This window comes from Rhodanobacteraceae bacterium, assembly GCA_024234055.1.
Classification (GTDB): domain Bacteria; phylum Pseudomonadota; class Gammaproteobacteria; order Xanthomonadales; family SZUA-5; genus JADKFD01.
Window position 1 is genome coordinate 59512 of record JACKOW010000017.1, and the last position, 21123, is coordinate 80634.

Below are 21123 nucleotides of genomic sequence, written 5' to 3' on the forward strand. Positions count from 1 at the left end.
CGCTCTTCGAATTGCTGCTCGCCCTGGACGGCACACCAGTCGCCGGCCATGAATTCAGGGGCTGGCACGTCATCCGCCCATCCTTGCGAACTGCAGCAAGGCAGCAGAAACGCTGCCGTCAGGATCTGTTGCCACGTCTTCATTCCCTGCTCCCCAATTAGGACAGCCGTTCAGCGATTCTGACCAACGGCGCAATTCCCCGGTCTGCAGGTCAAGATCGTCATCGCCCCTGCAAGTCCCGAGTCTACAATCGGCAGCGTCCAACCGAGGGTTATCCCATGACGGAGACGCAGATGCGCGACTGGACCGACACCGAGCAGGCACTCTGGGCGCGCCTGCAGGCCCATGCTTTTGAGCACCCGGAGCTTGGCATCGATTTCGCCCGACGCCTGGCGCGCGAACAGGGCTGGACGCTGGATTTCGCCAGACGCGCCATCGACGAGTACCGCAGATTCTGCTTCCTGGCCTGCATCAGCCCGCAGGAGGTCACGCCCAGCGATGCCGTCGACGAGGTCTGGCACCTGCACCTGTGCTACACCCGCGATTACTGGAAGCAGTTTTGCCCGCAAGTCCTCGGGCGTGCGCTGCACCATGGCCCCACCCAGGGCGGTCGGGAAGAATCCTGGCGCTACCGCGAGCAATACGCGACGACGATTGCCCTGTACGAGGACTATTTCGGCGCAGCTCCACAGGATCTCTGGCCTGGCACTCGCGAGCGCTTCGCCGCCAGGCCTGCCCAGATCGCCATTGATCGCGGCCGCTACTGGCTGATCCCGCGGCCGCGCTGGCCGCGCGCGGCGGCGACTTGCGCGGCTCTGCTGGCCTTGGCCACGTTGACGCAGGTGCAGAGCGCGCTGGCCTTGTCATCCAACCCCCTGGACTGGACCGCCGGGCCCTTTCTGCAACTCTTTGGCGTGCTGATGGTCAGCGGGCTGGTAGGCGCCTGGTGGCTGCGTCGGAGCCTGCGGGACACCGGCAGCGCCAGCGGTGCCCGCCCTGAAGCCTTCGAACTGGCCTATCTCGCCGGCGGCGCCGTCCGCTGCACCGATGCCGCGGTGGCCCATCTGCTCGGCAACGGCCAGGCCCAGTGGGATCAGAACAGCCGCGAGCTGAAATTGGACCGGCCGGTGTCAGACAGCAGCGAAGCGCCCGCCGTCGTGGCCCGCTGCATTGCCGTGGACGGATCGCCAGCCCAGGTACTCAAGCGCTCTGCCGTGGCCTTGGCGCCGCTGGAGAAGAGGTTGCAGAAGGCCAATCTTTGGCTGGATGACGCTGCCGCCTGGCGGGTGCGCTTGTTCAGCGCGCTGCCCCTGCTGCTTGTGGCCGCCTTCGGTGTCAGCAAGATTGTCGTCGGCCTGTCGCGGTCCAAACCGGTCGCCTTCCTGGTGATTCTGACGATCATCACCGGTGTGATCGGCCTCGGCTTCTTGCTGGCGCGTCCGACCCGCACCCGCGCCGGCGATCAAGCGCTGGCGGATGCCAAACAGCGCCATGCACGCGCCCTGCGGGCGCCGCAACAGAAGGAACTCGGACTGGCGGTGGCACTGCTGGGAACGGCAGCGCTCAGTGGCACGGCCTACGCCGAGTACCACCAGCTGCGCTCACCGCCCGGCTCCTCCGGCGACAGCAGCGGCTGTGGCGGCGACAGTGGCGGTGGCGATGGCGGCGGCGGTGGCTGCGGAGGTTGCGGCGGCGGCGATTGAGCCTGCTGCAATGCGGCCAGCCACCTGCCCCTGTGGGAGTCCCGGTCGCCGCCAGCGGCGCGCTTGTTCGCGCACCAAACGTTGGAGGGCGAGAGGGCACGAGGGCGCGCAAAGGCGGCCTCACCGCGAGCTCTTGATCTTGCGTGCCCTCGTGCCCTCTCGCCCTCGTGCCCTCAAATCAATGCCTTACGGCATGTCTGGCAAGAGCGGCTTCAGCCGCGACTGCCTCGATTCAAGAACAGATCGCGGCTGAAGCCGCTCCCACAGGGGCCGACGCACAAGAAAGGCGCCTTTCGGCGCCTTTCTTGATCTCTGTCGAGGGTGCTCAGCGAATCGAGAACAGCGAGAAGCCGCCGCGGCCACCACCGTAGGAAGCGCTGTCGCGGGAGCGACGCCCGCGCATGCGATCCAGCAACTCGTTCTGACGCTGCTGCAGCCAGTCGTCGCGGTTGAGACCGCTCGCCTCCACTGCGCCGATATCGTCCTCGGCCTGCTTGCGGAACAGGCAGAAGTCTTCATAGGCGTCGATCTCGTGCTTCAGCTCTTCCACCACCAATTCGATCATGATGGCGTCGTCGAGGAAGCCCAGCACCGGGATATCGTCCGGAATGGCATCGTTGGGATCGGAGAAATAGGTCAGCGCCGACAGGATTTCCTTGCGCTCTTCGTCGGAAATACCCCAGTTGGTGTCGTGCACCATGCCTACCAGCGTACCCAGGCGCTTCATGCGCGAGGACACGAACTCGGGCACCTGCACACCCTTGGTGTCTTCCAGCAGCTGCATGGCGGCACCGGTGATCTCGGCGGCGCTCAGATGGGCGGCGGCTTCCTTGGCGCGCCGCATGGCGGCCCGGAAATGCTCCAGATCCTGTTCGGACAGGTCGATTACAACGCGCATGGCGGAATCCTCATTTGGCAGGCGATGCAGAAGGTGGAGACTATCGGTCGATTCGATTGTCCGTCAATTTAGTTCGGCATATCGATCAGGCCTCGACCGGCGCCCGGGAGGAGCGTGTGCCCGCGCGGCGCCAGCCGCGCTTGATGGCTTCGCTGGCGTCTTCCAGCGAGGCATACACGGTGGGCAGCACCACCAGGGTGATGGCGGTGGAGAAGACCAATCCACCGGCGATGGCCCTGGCCATCGGGAAGTAGGCCGGTCCGTTGCCACCGATGCCGACATCGCTGATGCACAGCGGCAACAGGCCGAGGAAGGTGGTGCCGGTGGTGATCAGGATCGGCCGCAGCCGCTCCTGCCCGCCCAGGATCAGGGCCTGCTCGCGATCGTGCCCGGCTCGCCGGAGCGTGTTCACATGCTCGACCAGCACGATGCCGTTGTTCACTACCACGCCGGTCAGAATCATGATGCCGATGAAAGCCATGACCGAGAAGGTGGTGTCCCAGACCAGGAAGGTCCACCAGACCCCGACCACCGCATACATGATCGAGATCAGGATCGCGATCGGATAGATCGCCGACTCGAACAGGGCCGCCATGACCATGTAGATCAGGACAATCGACAGCAGCAGCAGGAACATCATTTCGGCAGCGGCGGCGGCATCGTCCTGGAAGCGCTGACCCAGATCGTAGGTGTAACCGGTCGGGAACGGGTAATCCTTCAGACTGCTTTCGATGATCTCGCGTGCCTTGCCCATGTCTCCCTTGGGCTTGAGGTCGATGGTGATCGACTGACTGGTCTTGCGATCCTGCCGTCCGATCTGGCGGGCGCTGGGCGAGACATCGACCGACACCAGCGCCGACAGCGGCACCGACTCGCCATCAGCGCGGGTGATGCGGATTTCCTTGAGGTCATCGAGTGACAGTGACTCGGCATCCTTGAAGCGCAACAACACGGGGACCTCGGTGTCGCCCTGGCGAAACTCGCGCAGCGGTACGCCGCGCATGGCCACCTGGATCAACTGGCCCACCTGAGCCGGGTCGAATCCCAGATTGGAGGCACGATCGCGGTCGATGCGCAGCTGCACTTCCTGCTGCTCCTGGGCATCGTCGGCGCGCACTTCGGCAAACTCATCATGGGTGGCAAGGATTCGCGCCACATCCTTGGCCACCTCGGTCAGCACCTCGGTGGAATCGCCGTTGATGTTGACGCTGACGCTGGGCGTATCCGTACTGCCGGCGTTACCGCCACCTGGACCCTGGCGCAGATCGACCACGGCCTTGCCGATGGCGAGTTTGGGCAATCCATCGCGCACGGCCTGCTTGATCTCCTCCAGCGGCCGTGTCGCCCGATCGTCCTTGACCAGCTGCAGCCGGGTCTGCATGCCCTGATCTTCGGACAGCCAGCTGTACACCGACTCGATCTCGAATTCCTCCTTGTGGCGCAGCAGGAAAGCCTCCACGGCGCGCGCCGCCGGCTCCAGCTGCTCCAGCCGGTAACGCCCGTTGAGCTCGTAGCCAATATTGAAGTCGCGCTTGCCGCTGCCGCCAAAGAAATCGGTCTTGACCACGTTGGCGGGAATGAGCACGCTGGCGAAGATCAACAGCACACCCATCAAGGACCAGCCGCGATGGTTGAGCGTCCAGTGCAGCAAGCGACCATAAAGCAGCTTCCAGCGCTCGACGATTCGTACCTGCGACACCCCTTTGGGGGGTTCGATGCGTGAGGCCAGCATCGGAATGATGCTGACCGCAACGAACCACGAGGCCAGCAAGGCAACGGACATCGGCATGGCCACGTAGTAGAGAAACACGCCAACCTGCGTCGTCCCGCCGAAGACATTCGGCAGAAACACGATGATGCTGGTGAGCGTGCCGGCGCTGACCGCCAGCTGCACCATGCGGGTGCCCTCGATCGCGGTACCAACCGGATCGCCCGGGCGCTTTTCCCGCTGCTGGTAAATGCTCTCGGTCACGACCACGGCATTGTCCACCAGCATGCCCACACCCAGCAGCAGACCCATCATGGTCAACACGTTGAGCGAGAGTCCGAGGAAATACATGGCCCCCAGACTGATGGCGATGCAGATCGGCACCGACAGCGACACCATCAGTGTGCTTGGCCAGTGGCGCAGGAAGAAGTACAGGATCAGCACCGCAAAGAGCATGCCCTGGGCGCCGGATTTGACCAGTTCACCGAGCGAACTGGTAATGCCCTCGCCCTGGTTGCCGATGATGTAGAGCTCGATGCCGGCCAGCGCGCCACTGGCTTCGATCTTGTTTACTTCTGCCAGCACATCGGCACAGACATCGACCAGATTGGCGCCGCGCTCACGGCGGATGTCGACGCCGACGGCGTAGTTGCCGTTGAGGATGCGGCGAAAATTGATCTCGCGCTGGACGTAGCGGATCTCGGCCACATCGCGCAGGCGCAGGCCGGCATCGTTGATGACCAGATTGCCGTACTCCTCCAGACTGCGAATCTCGCCCACCGGCTGCACCCGGTAGCGGTGATCACCGTCGTGGATCAACCCGGCAGAGGTGGAGAAATTCGCTGACTGGATACGCTGCGACAGGGCGTTCAGATCAATGTTGTGCGAAGCGATGCGCTCGGGCAGCAGATCGATGCGGACTTCGTTGGGTTCCACGCCGGACAGCTCGACCGAGGCGACACCCGGTATGCGTTCCAGCGGTCGCTTGATGCGGCGCTCCAGCAGGTCGTAGGCATCCAGCAGATTGCCGGTGGTGCTGGACAGGCGGATCTGCAGCGCGGGCTCGTCGTTGGTGGAGAACTTCAGCACCTGGATGCGCTGGATGTCCTTGGGCAGTTCGCCGCGGACCGCATCCACCCGCTCGCGCACCTCCGAGAGCTTGACCTTGAGGTTGCGGTTCCAGTCGAACACCAGAAAGAAGAAGGCACCGTTGTCGTCGGCATTGCTGAACATCCGGTCGATACCGGAAATCGTGGCCAGCGATTCCTCGATGGGCCGCACGATCTCGCGCTCGACTTCCTTGGGCGTGGAACCCGGATAGGGCACCTGCACCAGGATGAAGGGCGCATCCAGCTCCGGAAAGAACTCCAGCTTGAGCATGCGCGCGCTCAGCAAACCGAAGACCACGCAGCTGACGAAGAGCATGATCGTGGTGACCGGGCGCTTCAGGGCGATTTCGGCGAGGGTCATGGGTGGGGGCTCCAGAGGAACGGGGCACGGGAAGCGGGGGCACGGGAAGCAGGGGCACGGGGCACGGGACACGGGATACGGGAAGAGCCGGGGCGGCTTGCGGGGCAGGCGCTCAGTGCCGTTTTTCTGCACTCAATCTCAAGGGGCAAGTCTCGTGCAGCAGGGCGACAAACCGCCTCAGCACATCCCGTGCCCCCTGCCCCCTGCCCCGTGCCCCGCTTCATCCCCGCGCACGGGAATGCACGTGCCAGATGGCCGCACGGCCCCGCAGACCACCCCGTGCCGCGTGCCCCGTGCCCCGTGCCCCGCTTCATCGCCATTATCACGCCCCAATCTCCGCACCTTCTCCCTGCTGCAACGCCCGCGGCTGCCGGAAGGTGGCGCGTCTATCGACCACGTTGTAGAGCACCGGAATCACCACCAGCGTCAACAGCGTCGAGAAGATCAGGCCGCCGATGACGGTGATGGCCAGCGGCTGGCGCAGTTCGGCGCCGTCGCCTAGCCCGAGCGCCATCGGCAGGAAGCCGAACAGCGTGGTGATGGTGGTCATGATGATCGGCCGCAAGCGGGTGCGCGCGCCCTCCATCAGGGCCGCACGTTTTTCCATGCCGCGCGCGCGCAGCTGATTGACCCGATCGATGAGCACGATGGCATTGGAGACCACGATGCCCACCAGCATGATCAATCCGATGAAAACGATGATGCTGAGCGTGGTGCCGGTGATCCACAGACTGAAGATCGCACCCACCAGAGCCAGCGGGATGGTGAACAGGATCAGGAAGGGATGCAGCAGCGACTCGAACTGCGAGGCCATCACCAGGTAGACCATGAACACCGCCAGCGCCAGCGCCAGCATCAGTGAATTGAAAGAGGCATCCAGATCCTCGCTCTGACCGGCGACCCGGGCCGCCGTACCCGCCGGCAGCAGATTCTCGTCGACGATCTTCTGCGCCAGCGCCACCGCCGAACCCAGATCGCCACGCAGACTGGCCGACACAATGGCCACACGCTCCTGGTTGATGCGGCGAATCTCCGCCGGCCCTTCGGTGATCTCGACTCGCGCCACCGAATCCAGCGGCACCGGGCTGGAACTGCCCGGATTGACGATCAGTCGGCGCACGGCCTGCACCGAGTCACGATCCGGCTCGGTGGCCCGCACCAGCACGTCGATCTTGCGATCGCGAAAGCTGTAGCGCGTGGCGATTTCACCACGCACCTTGCGCACGACCTGATCGGCGACCTGGCGGGTGGTCAGACCCAGCGAGGCGATCTTGTCCTGATCAAAATAGATGCGCACTTCCGGCGCGCCCTGTTCCTGCGAATTCTTGACGTCGGCGAACATCGCTTCCTGGCGCATGCGCGCAGTGATGCGCTCGCTCGCCTGCTTCAACAGGTCCAGATCGTAGCCGCTGATTTCCACCTCCAGCGGGGTCTCGAAGCTGAACAGTTGCGGCCGGGAGAACTTGGCCTCGGCGCCAGGGATGACGTCGGTATAGGCACGCAGGCTTTCCACGATCCGTGGCTCATCGCTGCGCTCGGTATGCGGCGCCAGGGTCACCAGGAGCTTGCCGATGTTCTCGCCGGACTCGGTGGGATTGGCATCCAGGCGAGCGCCGGTGCCGGCGGTGGCAAACATGTGTTCGATGCCAGAGACCTTCATGCCGTGCTGCTGCAGGCCAGTCACCATCAGATCGGTGCGCGCCAGCGGCGTGCCCACCGGCAGTTTCAGATCCACCTGCAGACGCCCCTGGGCAAATTCGGGGATCAATTCCACACCCAGACGCGGCACCAGCGCCACCGCCCCCAGCAAGGACAGCAGCGCCACGCCCAGAATCACGGCTGGATGGCGCAAGGACCAGGGCAGCAGCACATCGTAGCGATTGAGCATGAAGTCGAAGAAGCCCATCGTGCCCTTTGCCATCGGGCTGAGAATGCGCATGACCACACGACCCAGCACACCAAAGATCCGCTGCACCAGCCAGGCCAGTGCAAAGGCCGCCTTGGTGATCACGAACCAGATCCCGCGCAGCAGCGCCAGCACCAGCCAGACCGGCAGCAACAGGAAGCGTCCGTAGTCCAGGCGCGGGCGATTGCTCATCAACCAGTGTCGCTGGTGCGCCACCGGCTCCGGATGCTCGAACTCCATGGCCGAGTGCTTGCTGCCCAGCGAAGCCAGCATCGGAATCAGGGTCACGGCCACGAACAGCGAGATGATCATCGCGAAGGTCACGGTCAGCGCCTGATCGCCGAAGAGCTGGCCAGCGATGCCCTCGACGAAGACCAGCGGCAGGAACACGGCGATATGGGTGAAGGTCGAGGCGGTGATGGCCATGCCGACCTCGCTGGTGCCCTGCACCGCGGCCTCGACCACGCCCAGGCCCTGATCACGCAGACGCCGGGTGTTTTCCAGCACCACGATGGCATTGTCGACCACCATGCCGGTGGCCAGCGCAATGCCGCCAAGCGACATCACATTGAGGCCGATGCCGAACTGCTGCATGAAGAAGAAGGTCGCGATGATCGACACCGGCAAGGACAGCGCGATGACCAGCGTGGCCCAGGCTTCACCCAGGAACAGGAAGATCACCAGAATCGACAACAGACCACCGATCACGGCGGCATCAACCACCTCGCGGATGGAACTCTTGATGAAGATCGATTGATCATCCACGGTGGTCAGCTTGGCGCCCTCGGGCACCTCGTCCTTGTAACGCTCCAGCGCCTTGACCACGGCTTCGGCCACGCTCACGGTATTGGCATCGCCCTCCTTGTAGATGGCGATCTCCACCGCTTCCTGGCCATCGCTGCGGATGATTGCCTGGCGTTCCTTGTAGCCCTGGGTCACTGTGGCGACATCGCGCAGCTTGACCGGCACACCGGCAGACACCGCGACCACCATGTCGCCCATGTCGGTCAGCGTCGAGAACTGATTGATGGTGCGCACCAGATAGCGCTGACTGGCTTCGTCGAGCCGGCCACTGGAGATATTGATGTTCTCCTGGCGCAGTCGCTCGATGACCGTGTTGACGTCCAGATTGAGCTGCTTCAGGCGGTTCTGGTCGATCTCGACCTGGATCTCGTCTTCCAGGCCACCCGAGACCTTGACCGCAGCGACGCCTTCGATCGGCTCCAGACGCTTCTTCAGATCCTCTTCCGCGTAACGCCGCAATTCGGTCAGGGCAGCAACCGAATTGGCGTCACTGTCATTGACGCCGGTCGCCAGAGCCAGGCGCATCACCGGCTCGGTCGACGGATCAAAGCGCAACAACAAGGGCTTCTTGACGTCCAGCGGCAACTGGATCAATTCCAGTTTCTCGCGCACGTCCATGCCGGCGTCGTCCATGTTCGTGCCCCAGGTGAACTCCAGGATCACGTCAGACTGACCGGTGCGCGAGACCGAGCGGATGCGCTTGAGGCTCTTGACCACGCCGAGCGCCTCTTCCAGGGGCTCGGTGATCAGGTTCTCGATTTCGGCCGGCGCGGCGCCCACGTATTCGGTGCGCACCGTCAGTGTCGGATAGGACAGATCCGGCAGCAGATTGACCTTCAGACGGCTCAGGCCGATCAGGCCGAACAGCACCAGGGCGATCGTCACCATGGCGATGGTGACTCGGCGTTCGGTGGCAAGACGGACGATATTCATGGACATATCCCACAATCGATGGGAGGCCGACTCAGCGGCGCTCGCTACGGGCTGAATGGCGTTGGCAACGCGGCCAGTGCCACGCCGAACAACTCCAGTCGCGGCTCAGAGATCATGGATCCGCAGATGCAGCTGCCGATCCAGTGTCGTCGCAAGCCGGGCTCAACCTCCGGACTTGGCAACCGCCACCGGCTCCTCGGGATTGATGATCTGGACCTTGGAGCCATCACGCAGCGCGGCCTGACCGAGCGTGACCACCTGCTCGCCTTCGCTCATGCCATCGACCACCTCCACCTGTCCGCCATCGGCATAACCGAGGCGCACCTGGCGACGCTTGGCGGTGCCATCCTCCACCACAAAGACCGAGGCGTCCTTGTCATCGCCGACCAGCGCCGAGCGCGGCACCACCAGCGCGTCGGCGCGTTCGTCGTAAACAATGCGCACGCGACCGAACATGCCGGTGCGCAGCCGGCCGGTTGGATCCTTGAACTGGGCCACCACTCGGAAAGTGCCGGTGTTCGAATCCACCACCGGGCTGACCCGGGCCACCGAGCCGGTAAAGACCGCATCAGGCAACGCATCCACCAGCATCTGCACTGGCTGCTCGGCCTTGATCAGCCGCATTTCCCGTTCCGGCACATTGATCATGGCTTCCAACGGATCGAAATCGTCGATCTTGAACAAGGGCTGGTTCAACTGGATCAGATTTCCGACCTTGACCATGCGCTTGCTGACCACGCCACTGATGGGCGCACGAATCTCGGTGTAGGACAGCTCCAGCTTGGACATGTCGTGGGCCGCGCGCTGGGTGTCCAGATCAAAGCGCGAGCGATCGAACACATCCTGGCTGATCAACTTGCGCGCAAACATTTCCTGCTGGCGCTTGTAGTCGTTTTCGAGCTTGCGCAGATTGGCCTCGCTCTGCTTGACCGACAGTCGCTGGCGATCGGAATCGAGGCGCGCCAGTACCTGTCCGGCGCGAACCTGATCGCCCTCCTCCACCATGATCTCCAGCACCACGCCGCTGGTCTTGGTCACCACATCGGCTTCAGCGGCCGCCTCCAGATTGGCTGTGCCCTGAAAGGCGGCACTGACCGGAGCACGGGTAGCCGTGGCCACTTCAACCGGCACCTTGACCGCTTCCACTGGCTTGCCGTCCTTGCCCAAGGCCTGGGACTCGGTTTTTTCCGTGCCGTCGGCGCTCTGGTCGGCGGCCGGACCGCCACAGGCGGCCAGGGACAGACTGATGGCCACGATCAGCGCGGTCGGGATGCTTCGATGCCTTCGTTCCATGATCATCGCGAGAACTCTACTCAAGTGTGTTGGTATGCTATGACACCAGATCGCCGCATCGGCAGTACCGGAAGTCACGCTGGCCAGTGGTCATATGGATCAGGTTCAGTATCCACCGTTGCCGTGGCGCCTTCGTCGGCCACAAGTCACAGGCATGGACCGGGCCAACGTCGCTCGGCATAATCCAGGGTCTTTGTCGCTGCCCACACCAAGACGGTGCGGGCCAATCATCGGGGATGCATGGATGAGGTCGATCACACTCGCAGTGCTGTTGGTTCTGGCAGGCGCCGTACCCACAGTTGCAAGCGCCAAGGGCGATGCTGAAGCTGGCAAGCGCAAGGCCTATACCTGTACCGGTTGCCATGGCATCACCGGTTACAACAATGCCTACCCGCATTACCGGGTACCGCGAATCTATGGTCAGAACTACGAATATCTGGTCGCGGCGCTGACTGCCTACCGCACCGAGCAGCGCAAGCACTCGACCATGGTGGCGCAGGCGCAGAGCCTGTCGGAGCAGGACATCGCCGACATCGCCAGCTACCTGTCCTCGAAGCCGAAACCGTGAAGGGCCCCGTCATGAGCAAGTATTTGATCGTAGTGGCCCTGGGCCTGCTGGTCGCCACCGGAGCACAGGCTGCCGGCAGTGCCGGTCGCGGCATGGAGTTGTCCAAGACCTGCCAGGCCTGTCATGGCGCCGACGGCAATGGCGTTGGCGATCCCCAGTACCCGATTCTCGCCGGCCAGTACCATGACTATCTGGCGCAGGCGCTGAAGAGCTACCGCTCCGGCGCCCGCCAGAACGTGATCATGCAGGGCTTTGCCGGCACGCTGAGTGACCAGGACATTGCCGATCTGGCCGCCTATTTCAGCAGCCAGAAGTCGAATCTGGGCGATCTGGCCGGGCAATAAGCTTCAGGGACTGGGGCAGCCGCGACGTGCCGGCCCCAGCCTCCGACGCCTCATGGCCCGAAGCACCCTCACCGGGGCTCTTGATGTTGTAGCCCGAAGTGGCGCGAAGCACCCTCACCGGGGCACTTGATGTTGTAGCCCGATGTGGCGCGAAGCGCCTCACCGGGGCTCCTTGCATCAATGCCCGGACAGCGGAATTTTCCAGGAGTTACTGCGCTTTTTCCTCGCGCAGCTCGGCCTTGACAGATTCCAGCAGCCCCTCATTGCTGCTCAGCACTGCTTCCAGGTCTTCGCAGCCCCATTGGGCACGCCTGACGCGCATCTCGCCCAGGGCCCTGACCACGGTCAGTTCCCCGTTCTCTTCCAGCACCTCGCGCCCGATCCGGATTTCATGGTCCTCGGGTGCCTGCGCGCACAGGCTGGGGGATCTGACACTGAGTTTGCCCAATGAGGCCCGCACCAGGCGATCGACCTCCCGATCGTAGCTTTCATTGCCGAGCGCGCTGAAACTGGCGCGGTACTTGATGGCAAAGGGCGGGCGATAGAAGACATAGGAGATCGAGAGGGTCTGCGCACCGTTCTCCAGAGTTGCCCGATGGATACGCCGCAAGCCCTTGCGCTGGCGCGATCCGATGCTGACACTGACTGCGCTGGGCGCCAGGTCCAGATCCTCGAGTTCGCGGTAAACGCCCTGGGTCTGTGCGTACTTGAGCGATGCCACCAGACCTTCGTCGATGCTGGCCAGGGCTTCCTCTTCGTCGCCAATGCCGACCAGATAGGCAAACAGGTTGACCCTCATTTCCGGAAATTCCGGGCTGGTCAGCAAGAAGGTCGCGCCAACTTGGGGATTGGGGTCATTGTCCAGCAGCTGACGACCATAGGCCGGATCTTCAGCGAGCTCGGCCACCAGTCGAGCATCGCGCCCGCCCGGCGTGGTGGCGCAGGCAGCCAAGAACAACGCGGCAAGAACAGAGAATCTGCGCATGGGAATCCCGGAATTGAAAAAACGCGGTGCCGAGCATGACGGCCAGCCAGCCTTGCGCGCAAACGACTAGCGCGCCGTCGATCAGCCCGGCGGCCAGGACATCGGTCGGCCACCGATCAGGTGGAGATGCAGATGGAACACGGTCTGTCCGCCGTGCTCGTTGGTGTTCATCACCAGGCGGTAGCCGTCCTCGGCAATTCCAGCTTCACGGGCGTAGCGGCCCGCTGCCAGCACCAGCCGCCCGACCAGCTCGGCATGGCGATCCTCCAGCGCATCGGCACTGGCGATTTCTTCCTTGGGAATGAACAGCACATGCACCGGCGCCTGCGGATTGATGTCCTTGAAGGCCAGCAGATGCTCGTCCTCGTAGACGATCTGTGCCGGAATTTCGCGGGAAATGATCTTGCTGAAGAGGGTGGGCATAGGGTGGGACGCCTCGCACGGAGTGGGAACAGTCGCAAAGGTAAAACGTAAAACGTCAAACGTGAAGGAGAAGCCAGAGCCCGCTTTGAATTGACGTTTTACATTTCACGTTTTACTCGATCGCGAAACGGCCCCGAGCACCTCGACGTACCCACTAGACCTTCAACCGCCCACTGAACGCATGCGCCAGGGTGCTGCGGTCGATGTATTCCAGCTCTCCCCCAACCGGCACGCCATGGGCGATACGGGTGGGCGAGACCTCGGCAGCGCGGGCGATCTCGGCCAGGTAGTGGGCCGTTGCCTCGCCTTCCACGGTGGGATTGGTGGCGACAATGAGTTCCCGGACCTGGCCTTCGGCCAGACGATCGGCCAGCAGGTCGAGTCCGAGCTCCCTGGGGCCGCGGCCGTCCAGCGGTGACAGCCGGCCGTGGAGCACGAAATAGCGCCCGCGATAGCCGGTGGCCTGCTCCAGCGCGTACAGATCCGCCGGTGACTCGACCACGCACAGCAAGGCGTCGTCACGACCGCTGGCGCGGCACAGACTGCAGAGCTGGTCCTCGGTGAAGGTGCGGCAGCGCTGGCACAGCCCGATGCGTTCGACTGCCGCAATCAGCTTGTCGGCCAGTCGTCGGGCACCGGCGCGATCGCGATCCAGCAGCTGAAAGGCCATGCGCTGGGCCGATTTGGCACCGACCCCGGGCAGGCATCGGAGCGCCTGCACCAATTCATCCAGCAAGGGGCTCACGCGCAGTGCCGGTCAGAATGGCAGTTTGAAACCGGGCGGCAACTGCATGCCGCCGGTGACCTTGGCCATGCGCGATTGCGAGAGCTCGGCCACCTTGTTGACGGCGTCGTTGATGGCCGCCGCGATCAGATCTTCGAGCATCTCCGGATCATCTTTCAACAGTGTCGGATCGATGCGCACCCGTCGGGTCTCATGGCGGCCGCTCATGGTCACACTGACCATGCCGCCGCCTGAAGTCCCGGTGACTTCAGCAGTCTGCAACTCCTTCTGCGCCTGCTCCATCTGCGCCTGCAGTTCTTCCTGCATGCGCTGAGCCTGCTGCAGGATGTTTCCCAATCCGCCACGCATGATTCTGCCCTCCTTAGTTCAACCCAGAAACCTCATTTGACCGCTTCTTGAAGTTCGTAGGCCGATGATTCTTTTGGATTTTCGGCTGCTAGATCAACTCACACATCGGGTGAGTCCGCTACGGGGCAGATTGCACGGTTACGGCGACGCAGGGCTGCGTTGCAACTCGTCGGAATAGGTGGCTATTCCTCCTCTCTGCGCCTTGCCCTGCACCACCATAACCGCACACTCTACCCCGTTCAACTGAGGTTTCTGGGTTCAATCCACTTGCAGTGAGCCCGGCACCACGCGGGCACCGAACTCCTGGGTGAGCGCCTGCAATCCCGGATCTGCCAACAAGCGCTGCTCGGCCGCCGCCAGGTGTTCGCTGCGGGCTCGGGCGCCGCGTTCCGCCCAGGTTTCACCCTCGACCACGCGCATCTGGATATCGAGGCTGGCCTCGGCGCCGAGCGCCGCACGCACCGCGGTTTCCAGGCCTCGACGGGCGAATTCGGAATTCAGGCTTTCCAACGAGGGCGCCAGCGCCAGTTTCCAGCCTTGGCCGGCCCGCTCCAGCGGCCTCAGTCGCCCGGCCAGTTCCCGCGAAGGTCCGCGCAGATCGATCTTGCCCATCAATTCGAACCAGGCTTCAGCTGCCGGTGACGCGGCTGCCGGTAGCGGCTCTGGTGTCGGTGTCGGTGTCGGTGTCGGTGTCGGTGTCGGTGTCGGTGTCGGTGTCGGTGTCGGCATGGCGCGCACCGGCGCGGCCGTCGCTGCCGCCGGGCGCGATGGGGCCAACGGCTGCGGTGGCGATGCCGACCGGGCCGGCCCCTGCTGCTGCGGCTGCGCCGTTTGCCGTGCGCGCTGCGGTTCGTCGCCACCAGTTGCGGGGCGGAAGGCCAGCAACCGCAACATCGCCATCTCGAATCCGGTGCGGTGGTCCGGCGCCAGATCCAGATCGCGCCGTGCCAGCAGGGTCAGCTGATAGAACAACTGGGTGTCCTCGGGCGACAAGCCTTCGGCAAACTGCAGCAGTACCGCGTCATCGACCAGTTCCGATTCCACGTCATCGCCCAGCACCTGGCGCGCTGCCACATCGTGCCAGAGCACCAGCAGTTCCGACAGCAGGCCTGAATAGTCGACCGAGAGCTCGGCGATCCGTTGCAGTTCCGAGCGCAGACCGGCGCGGTCGCCCTGCATCAGAGCGGTGCCGAGATGGGCGAGTGCCTTGCGATCGATGGTGCCGAGCATGGCCAGCACATCGTCATGACGCACAGTCCCACTGCCAAAGGCCAACGCCTGATCGAGCAGACTCAGGCCGTCACGCAAGCTGCCATCGGCAGCACGCGACAACGCGGCAATGGCTGGTAGTTCGTAGCTCAGACCCTCGGCATCCAGAATGCGCCGCATCTGGCCGTCGATTTCGGCCCGTTCCAGACGCTTAAGGCTGAACTGCAGACAGCGCGACAACACCGTGACCGGCAGTTTCTGCGGATCGGTGGTGGCCAGCAGGAACTTGACGTGCGGCGGCGGCTCTTCCAGCGTCTTCAGCAATGCGTTGAAGCTGGCGTTCGACAGCATGTGCACTTCGTCGATCAGATAGACCTTGTAGCGGCCGCGACTGGGCGCATAGATGACATTGTCGAGCAATTCGCGGGTGTCATCGACCTTGGTGCGCGAGGCCGCATCGATCTCCAGCAGGTCAACAAAGCGACCGGCATCAATGTCCTTGCACGATGAGCATTCGCCGCAGGGATCGGAACTGACGCCGGATTCGCAGTTCAGCGCCTTGGCCAGAATTCGCGCAATGGTGGTCTTGCCGACACCACGGGTACCGGTGAACAGGAATGCATGATGCAGGCGGCCGGACTCGATCCCGTTGACCAGCGCGCGCACCACGTGCTGCTGCCCTACCAGTTCGGAGAAACGGCGGGGACGCCATTTGCGCGCCAGGACCAGATAGCTCATAGGGGAATTCCAGAGGATCGAGGGGGCATGATCGCTCAGGGGTGGTGATCCCTGCCAGCCACACCCCGGCGCCCGCTCGAACCGCGACCGTTGCTCCCTTCCGGGCCTGGCGGGGTTGACGGCCTTGCGACGCGGGGGGACCGACAGGGACCACCGCAGAAACTGAAGGTATCGATGAGCCGACACCCGGAAGCAGGAAGTGGCGGAGAGAGAGGGATTCGAACCCTCGAAACGGGGTTTAGCCGTTTACACACTTTCCAGGCGTGCTCCTTCAACCGCTCGGACATCTCTCCACTTCCGACACTCGCCCGGCTCACCCGAATCGGGCTCACCACAGCGAGCCCGCGATCATAGCCGAGCGGCGGGGGTGGGCTCAAGGGCGTTGTCGGTTGTTGCGGGCACGAGGGCACGAGGGCATGAGGGCATGAGGGCATGAGGGCATGAGGGCATGAGGGCATGGGGCATGAGGGCACGAGGGCACGAGGGCACGGGGCACGGGGCACGGGGCACGGGGCACGGGGCACGGGGCACGGGGCACGGGGCACGGGGCACGGGGCACGGGGCACGGGAAAGGCTAAAGGGTTTCGAGCTCTTGTGGGTCCAGACTTGTCCGGACGCTTCTGATCCGTCATAGCAAGCCACCTGTCACGGCCCGACACTGCACACCAGTCATGAACCGGCCCCGCAGGTAGCGCGGCTCCGGCGCGCGTCGAATCGGATTGTGTGCCAGGGCTATTCGCGCCGGCGGCCGCGGCAAGACCTGCCGGGCGCCGCGCGCTTGCACAGTCGGGAGTGCGGGTGGCGGCTGTGATCAAGGGCGTCGCGCTGCGGCGCCGCCTTTGGGGGTGCCGGAAGAACAAGAGCGGCCGCGCAGGCGCGCGTCCCTCCTCAAGGCAGCTTCGAGTCCGCCACCAGGTTCATCGCCCATGGGCAGGGTCGGATTGACACACGCGGCTCTCCATGAACCCAGATCGTAAGTTGTTGATTTGCTGTTGTAGGTCACGTTGCTCGCGTAGCGAGCTACGTGACGCGACTCGATGTCACGTAGTCCGCTGACGCGGACAACATGACCTACGACGGCGGGTTCATGGCCGGTGGCAAGCATCGGGCCGATACAGGTGGCTCGCAAGTACGCCGAGCGAAAAGCCGCGCGACGGTCTGGCTCCTGCACCAACAACCAACAACCAACAACCGACAACCGACAACCGACAACCGACAACCAGAATCCACCCCCGGCCCGAACCAAGCGCGTCCAGGCAAGTCTGGACCCACAAACCCCTCGCATCTTCCCGTGCCCCGTGCCCCCTGCCCCGCTAAGGCAGCGGATGCAGCCACTCCGGTCCGCCGTCGCGGTAATGCTCGTGCTTCCAGATCGGCACTCGGGCCTTGATGGCACTGATGGTGGCGGCGCAGCCAGCGAAGGCGGCATCGCGATGCGGTGCACTGACCCCCACCCAGACCGCGAGCTCACCCAGCCCCACCTCACCGGTGCGATGCACCACCAGCACTTCGCTCAGCGCGTGCGCTGACTGCATCTCCGCCACCACCGCCTGGCCCTCGGCCAGCGCCACCGCAGCGTAGGCCTCGTAGACAATGCGCTCGACCGGTCTTTCGCGGTTGCGATCGCGCACCCGGCCCTCGAACAGCACCACGGCGCCGCAGCCCAGATCTTCGATGCGCTGGCGCAGGGCATCGGGATCGAGCGCCTCGGTCGACAATTCGAACAATGCAGCCACCTCAACCCCCGGAAAACGGCGGCAAGAAGGCGATCACATCGCCCTCCCGCAAGGGTCTGGACCAGTCGACCAACTCGTCGTTGACGGCCACGCGCAGGGCGCTTGTTTCAAAGCGCCAGCCATGACGGCCGCGCAACTGCTCATACAGAGCGGCCAGGGAGACGGCATCGGAATCCAGCTGCTCACCGGCCACCCCTGCCGCAGCGCACAGACCGGCGAAATAGCGCACGCTGACCTGCATCAGCCCAGCTCCTCTTCGCGCAGGAAATCGCGCTTGCCACCGCGCTTCTCGACCAGCCGCAGGCGGCGGATCTCGATCTCGGGCGAGAGCGCCTTGCACATGTCGTAGACCGCCAGCGCTGCCACCGCGGCGCCAGTCAGGGCTTCCATCTCGGCACCGGTGCGGGCGTTGAGCTTGACGCTGCACAACACCCGCCAGCAGCCCTGCTCCGCCGGTTCGATCTCGATCGCGCAATCTTCCAGCGACAGCGGATGGCAGAAGGGGATGAGCTCGGCGGTACGCTTGGCGCCCATGACACCCGCAATGATGGCAGTCGCCAGCACTGGTCCCTTGGCCACGTGAAAGCCCTGCGCGCGCAGCTGGCGGTCGATCTCCAGCGGAAACACGATCTCGGCCTCGGCCCGCGCCATCCGGGCGCTCACGGCCTTGCCGCCTACATCCACCATGCGCGGCCGACCGCGCTCGTCCACATGGGTCAGACTCATCCGCCGATCCTGTACATTTCCACGCGGCCCTCGCGGGTCGCTTGCGCCTGCTGGCGCTGCTCACTGTAGCGATCCTGGCGCTTGCGCCAGATCGCCTCGATCATCGCCTCGACCGCGCCATCGCCCTGATCACCGCGTATCAAGGCACGCAGATCCTGGCCTTCGCGGGCAAACAGGCAGGTGTACAAACGCCCGTCCGCCGAAACCCGCGCTCGGGTGCAATCACCGCAGAATGGCTGACTGACCGAGGAAATGAAGCCGATTTCGCCAGCGCCATCGACAAAACGATAGCGCTCGGCGACCTCGCCGCGATAGGCCGGATCCACCGGCTCCAGCGGATAGCGCGCGTGGATCTGTGCCAGCAGCTCGCGCGAAGGCACCACCGCCGAGGACTGCCAGCGATTGCACGTGCCGACATCCATGTACTCGATGAAACGCACGATCTGGCCGCTGCCGCGGAAATGTTCGACCAACGGCATGACTTCGGATTCATTGATGCCGCGCTGCACCACACAGTTGATCTTGATCGGATGAAGTCCGGCCGCCACCGCGTGTTCCAGGCCGCTGAGTACATCCTCGACCCGACCACGACCGCCGCTCATGGCGGCAAAGATCACCGGATCGAGCGCATCCAGACTCACCGTGATCCGTTTGAGACCGGCCGCGGCCAAGGCCCGGGCATCCCGCGCCAAGAGGGCACCGTTGCTGGTCAGCGCCAGATCCGCCGCACCTGGCAGAGCCGCCAGCCGCGAAATGATCTCCGGCAGATCGCGCCGCAACAGCGGCTCGCCACCGGTCAGCCGCAACTTGCGCACGCCCAGGCCCACGAACAACCGGGCCAGGCGCTCGATTTCCTCAGGCTTGAGCCGCTGAGCTGCCGCCATGAAGGCGTGATCGCGAGGGTAACGCTCTTCCGGCATGCAGTACGGACAGCGAAAGTTGCAACGGTCGATGACCGAGATCCGCAGATCCTGCAGCGGCCGCGCCAGCCGGTCGACGAGCGCAGCATGATCGGCGCTGGGCAATGCCACCGCGCTCACGACTGGCTCCAGGCCGACCAGTGCTCCACTGTGCTTTCTTCATTGGGCGGGGACAACGGGTAGACGGCTCCAGCGCTTGCGACCTCGTAGCCTAGCATCCGCATGGCCGCGGCCGCCGCTTCGTCGGCATAGTGATACAGCACCAGCCGCGAACGCACCGCCACTCCGTATTCGCGCTCCAGGTCGTCGAGCCCGGTGTGCGAAGGATTCGATTCCGCAGAGCAGTCGTGAAAGATGCGCTCATCCTCGTGTGCGTGTTTCTGCAACCATTCTGGAACCGGGCGGGTGTCGCCGGTGTAGAGGAAGCTGCCGCGCAAGGCCACACCGAAGGCGCTCTCGGGAGCATGGTGACGCACCGGAAAGACGGCGAAGCGCAGACCGGCGTGCCAGAAGTAGTCGCTGACCGGGATCAGCTGGAACATGTCCCAGAAGTTGCGCCCGCCTTCAGCCACCCAGTTGGGAAAGTCCGCTACCCGACGCTGCAGCAGCGGAACGATGGCCGCCGGCACGTACAGCTTGGGCAGACCCACGTTGGCCTTGAAGGCCAGACGATAGAACCAGTGCTCCAGGTCACCGATGTGGTCGAGGTGGGTATGGGTGATGAACACTGCCGCCGGAGGATCGCTGTAGACATGGGCATAGCGATCCAGCGCACCGATGCCGATATCGATCAGCAGCAGCGGCACACCGGCGCGCTCGAGCACACCGCAGGAAGTGCCCAGGTCCGCCGCCTGGGCACTGCCCACACCCAGAAACCGGAAGGAAAACACGCAAGGATCATGCATGGGCGGACGATAGGGCAGATCGCGCATGCGCATCCAGCAGCCTTTGCCAGGCCTGCCTCGCATCGGCCTGGTCGACGCGCTCGCCATACAGCTTGCGCAGGGAACGCTGCAGGCGCTGGAGCACCCGCGCCTGCCAGTCTCCCGGGCGCCGATGCACGCCGCGATCCCAGTCGATCAGCCAGTAACGGCCAGCCGCATCGATCAGGATGTTGTGGGCATTCAGATCAGCATGCTGATAGCCGAGGGCATGCGCCCGCCCAAGGACCTCACCGAGCGCGCCCCAGTCGAGCTCAGACCAGGAACCCGGCTGCGCCAGCCGCGTCGACAGCGCGCTGGCATTGGCGATGCGCGACATGATCAGGTCGCCCGAATAGAAGCCACCCGCGCGCCCGATCCTGGCCGCCAGCGGCCTCGGCACCGGCAATCCGGCGTCCAGAGCCGCGGCCAGCAGGCGAAATTCGCGCAGTGGCCGGGTCGACTCCAAACCTGTCCATAGATACTGGTCCCTGAGCAGTCGCGCGAGCGCGCCCCCCCGGCGATAGTGGCGCAGGACGGCGGCTCCGAAAGGCCCATCGATGGCCCAGGTCTGGCCCCTGCCGGCCGCGAGCAGGCTGCGCTGCGGCCAGGTCTCTGGTAGAAACCAGTGGCTGGACGGTAACGACAGGCGCGCCGCATCGTAGACGATGTGGCAGACGCCATCCGTCCAGACTTGTGTCTGACAGGCCGACTCGCTCACGATGGTCCTTGCACTCTCCTCTCGC

General features: G+C 64.2%; 18 protein-coding genes, 1 tRNA gene and 1 other RNA gene. 3 read left to right on the forward strand and 17 right to left on the reverse strand.

Annotation, left to right across the window (positions count from 1 at the left end; genetic code table 11):
- The first annotated feature begins 293 nt into the window (after window positions 1–293).
- Entirely contained in the window at window positions 294–1703 is a 1410-nt protein-coding gene (locus H7A19_18935) for a TIGR04222 domain-containing membrane protein (protein ID MCP5476910.1), read from the forward strand.
- Window positions 1704–2028: 325 nt separating this feature from the next.
- Here the strand turns inward: H7A19_18935 and H7A19_18940 are convergent, their stop codons facing one another.
- The 4 genes from H7A19_18940 to H7A19_18955 all read right to left on the reverse strand — a co-directional run bounded on the left by H7A19_18940 (window position 2029) and on the right by H7A19_18955 (window position 10721).
- On the reverse strand, window positions 2029–2601 hold the full coding sequence (locus H7A19_18940; protein MCP5476911.1) for a DUF1232 domain-containing protein: 573 nt from the start codon (window positions 2599–2601) through the stop codon (window positions 2029–2031).
- 85 nt (window positions 2602–2686) lie between these two features.
- Entirely contained in the window at window positions 2687–5779 is a 3093-nt protein-coding gene (locus H7A19_18945; protein ID MCP5476912.1) for an efflux RND transporter permease subunit, read from the reverse strand.
- Window positions 5780–6101: 322 nt separating this feature from the next.
- Window positions 6102–9428 carry an efflux RND transporter permease subunit gene (locus tag H7A19_18950; GenBank protein ID MCP5476913.1) on the reverse strand — a complete coding sequence of 1109 codons (3327 nt, stop codon included), beginning with the start codon at window positions 9426–9428 and terminating at the stop codon, window positions 6102–6104.
- Window positions 9429–9584: 156 nt separating this feature from the next.
- Entirely contained in the window at window positions 9585–10721 is a 1137-nt protein-coding gene (locus tag H7A19_18955; GenBank protein MCP5476914.1) for an efflux RND transporter periplasmic adaptor subunit, read from the reverse strand.
- Window positions 10722–10959: 238 nt separating this feature from the next.
- Here H7A19_18955 and H7A19_18960 point away from each other — a divergent pair, with 238 nt between their 5' ends.
- Both H7A19_18960 and H7A19_18965 read left to right on the forward strand, forming a co-directional pair.
- Window positions 10960–11283 (forward strand): cytochrome c, encoded by a 324-nt coding sequence (locus tag H7A19_18960; protein MCP5476915.1) that lies wholly within the window; start codon window positions 10960–10962, stop codon window positions 11281–11283.
- A gap of 11 nt (window positions 11284–11294) precedes the next feature.
- Window positions 11295–11627, forward strand: coding sequence for a cytochrome c (locus tag H7A19_18965; GenBank protein MCP5476916.1), 333 nt, complete (start codon window positions 11295–11297; stop codon window positions 11625–11627).
- A gap of 208 nt (window positions 11628–11835) precedes the next feature.
- On the opposite strand, the gene H7A19_18970 is transcribed toward H7A19_18965, so the two are convergent.
- The 13 genes from H7A19_18970 to H7A19_19030 all read right to left on the reverse strand — a co-directional run bounded on the left by H7A19_18970 (window position 11836) and on the right by H7A19_19030 (window position 21098).
- Window positions 11836–12612 (reverse strand): hypothetical protein, encoded by a 777-nt coding sequence (locus tag H7A19_18970; protein ID MCP5476917.1) that lies wholly within the window; start codon window positions 12610–12612, stop codon window positions 11836–11838.
- A gap of 81 nt (window positions 12613–12693) precedes the next feature.
- The gene (locus H7A19_18975) at window positions 12694–13035 is read right to left on the reverse strand and encodes a histidine triad nucleotide-binding protein (protein MCP5476918.1); all 342 of its coding nucleotides are present in this window, start codon (window positions 13033–13035) and stop codon (window positions 12694–12696) included.
- 154 nt (window positions 13036–13189) lie between these two features.
- Entirely contained in the window at window positions 13190–13786 is a 597-nt protein-coding gene (gene recR, locus H7A19_18980; GenBank protein ID MCP5476919.1) for a recombination protein RecR, read from the reverse strand.
- A 6-nt stretch (window positions 13787–13792) separates the two neighbouring features.
- Window positions 13793–14128 (reverse strand): YbaB/EbfC family nucleoid-associated protein, encoded by a 336-nt coding sequence (locus tag H7A19_18985; protein ID MCP5476920.1) that lies wholly within the window; start codon window positions 14126–14128, stop codon window positions 13793–13795.
- 258 nt (window positions 14129–14386) lie between these two features.
- Window positions 14387–16075 carry a DNA polymerase III subunit gamma/tau gene (gene dnaX, locus H7A19_18990; GenBank protein MCP5476921.1) on the reverse strand — a complete coding sequence of 563 codons (1689 nt, stop codon included), beginning with the start codon at window positions 16073–16075 and terminating at the stop codon, window positions 14387–14389.
- Between the two features lie 49 nt (window positions 16076–16124).
- Window positions 16125–16221: signal recognition particle sRNA small type (ffs, locus tag H7A19_18995), an RNA gene on the reverse strand.
- Between the two features lie 54 nt (window positions 16222–16275).
- Window positions 16276–16368, reverse strand: a tRNA-Ser gene (locus H7A19_19000).
- A 1020-nt stretch (window positions 16369–17388) separates the two neighbouring features.
- On the reverse strand, window positions 17389–17811 hold the full coding sequence (locus H7A19_19005) for a molybdenum cofactor biosynthesis protein MoaE (protein MCP5476922.1): 423 nt from the start codon (window positions 17809–17811) through the stop codon (window positions 17389–17391).
- A 1-nt stretch (window position 17812) separates the two neighbouring features.
- On the reverse strand, window positions 17813–18052 hold the full coding sequence (locus tag H7A19_19010; protein MCP5476923.1) for a MoaD/ThiS family protein: 240 nt from the start codon (window positions 18050–18052) through the stop codon (window positions 17813–17815).
- The gene (gene moaC, locus H7A19_19015) at window positions 18052–18537 is read right to left on the reverse strand and encodes a cyclic pyranopterin monophosphate synthase MoaC (protein ID MCP5476924.1); all 486 of its coding nucleotides are present in this window, start codon (window positions 18535–18537) and stop codon (window positions 18052–18054) included. The genes H7A19_19010 and moaC overlap by 1 nt, the downstream gene beginning before the upstream one ends.
- The gene (moaA, locus tag H7A19_19020; GenBank protein ID MCP5476925.1) at window positions 18534–19577 is read right to left on the reverse strand and encodes a GTP 3',8-cyclase MoaA; all 1044 of its coding nucleotides are present in this window, start codon (window positions 19575–19577) and stop codon (window positions 18534–18536) included. The genes moaC and moaA overlap by 4 nt, the downstream gene beginning before the upstream one ends.
- Window positions 19574–20362 (reverse strand): MBL fold metallo-hydrolase, encoded by a 789-nt coding sequence (locus H7A19_19025; protein MCP5476926.1) that lies wholly within the window; start codon window positions 20360–20362, stop codon window positions 19574–19576. Before H7A19_19025 ends, moaA begins: the two co-directional genes overlap by 4 nt.
- Entirely contained in the window at window positions 20355–21098 is a 744-nt protein-coding gene (locus tag H7A19_19030; GenBank protein ID MCP5476927.1) for a 3-deoxy-D-manno-octulosonic acid kinase, read from the reverse strand. The genes H7A19_19025 and H7A19_19030 overlap by 8 nt, the downstream gene beginning before the upstream one ends.
- Between the last annotated feature and the right edge of the window lie 25 nt (window positions 21099–21123).